At 68.4% G+C, this 1,169-nt stretch carries 1 protein-coding gene; it reads right to left on the bottom strand.

Features of this window, described 5'->3' with window-relative positions; all coding sequences use genetic code 11:
• Nucleotides 1-35 precede the first annotated feature (35 nt).
• Nucleotides 36-1,102, bottom strand: a protein-coding gene (locus tag ACX6XY_RS29990) for an IS630 family transposase (RefSeq protein ID WP_460337757.1) whose coding sequence is annotated in 2 segments (ribosomal slippage) — nt 36-656 and nt 659-1,102 — 1,065 coding nt in all. Because the reading frame shifts where the segments join, the coding sequence is not laid out codon by codon here.
• Nucleotides 1,103-1,169: the final 67 nt, after the last annotated feature.

The following is a 1,169-nucleotide window of genomic DNA, read 5'->3' as shown; positions in this document are numbered from 1 at the left end:
TTACTGAGGTTGAACTCGTGATGTCGGTGGGTTGTTCAGGTGGGTCTGATGGTCAGGCTGGTCTCGGCGAGGCAGCCGTCTATGAGGTCGCTGCGGTACTGGATGTGCCGTAGGCCGCGTCGGATGCGTTGGACGAGGTGTTCGGGGGTGCTGAAGGCGACGTTGGAGAGCCAGCCGCGTCGCAGGAGTGACCAGATCCCTTCGACGGGGTTGAGGTCGGGTGCGTAGGGCGGCAGGTAGTAGATGGTCAGCCAGTCCCGTGAGGCCGCGAACTCCCGCAGGCCGGCGGCCTTGTGGACGTTGAGGTTGTCCCAGATGAGCACGATCGGGCCGCCGAGCTGCTGGTGGGCGGCGATCAGCAGGTCCCGGTAGTCGCGCCAGGAGAAGCTCTTGCGCCCGTCGCGGTGGCCGTCGTCCCGGCGCGGCCGGTAGATCAGCCGGGACCTGTGGCCGGGTTTGTAGCAGGTCAGCGCGGCGATGGAGACCCGTCTGCGGGAACGGCCCCGCACCCGCACCACCGGGGTCCGGCCGCGCTGCGACCAGGTCTTCGCCTGCGGCGGCGTCATGGAGAATCCGGCTTCGTCCTCGAAGACCAGCCAGGCTCCACTCACCGCCGCGAGTCTTCCGCGCAGGGCCACACCTCCTTGACCCACCCGGCCACCGCCTCGTCGTCCCGTTCCATGGCGCGTCGGGCCGGGACCTGGCAGGACCAGCCGTTACGCACCAGCAGCTTGCGCACGCCCTGGATGGTGTAGGTGAGGTGGAAGCGCCGGCCGATCACCGTCTTCACACGGCTCAGGGTCCAGCGTTGGTCTTCCCAGCCATGCGCGGCCGGCCCCTTGGCCAGCTCCGCCTCCAGCTGGGCGAACTGCTTCTGGCTCAGCCTCGGCAGTGACGCCGGTCCCTGTGACCGCAGAGCCCGCGGACCGCCCTCGTCCCACATCCGCCGCCACCGCTGCACCGAGCGGACACTGACCCGCAGGTCCTTGGCGATCACCGAGCTCGCCTCGCCCTGGGCGAACCTCTCGGCCGCCTTCAGCCGTAACCCCTCGCGGAAATACTGTCGTTCGGCGGTCAGCCCGCCCCCTTGTGGATACCGCATGCCCCGGTGATATCGCAGCGGGCAACCAGCCGTCAGCCCCTACGACACCACAAGTTCAACCTCAGTA

Source organism: Streptomyces sp. O3, assembly GCF_054788135.1.
This window is presented reverse-complemented; position numbering and strand designations above follow the sequence as displayed.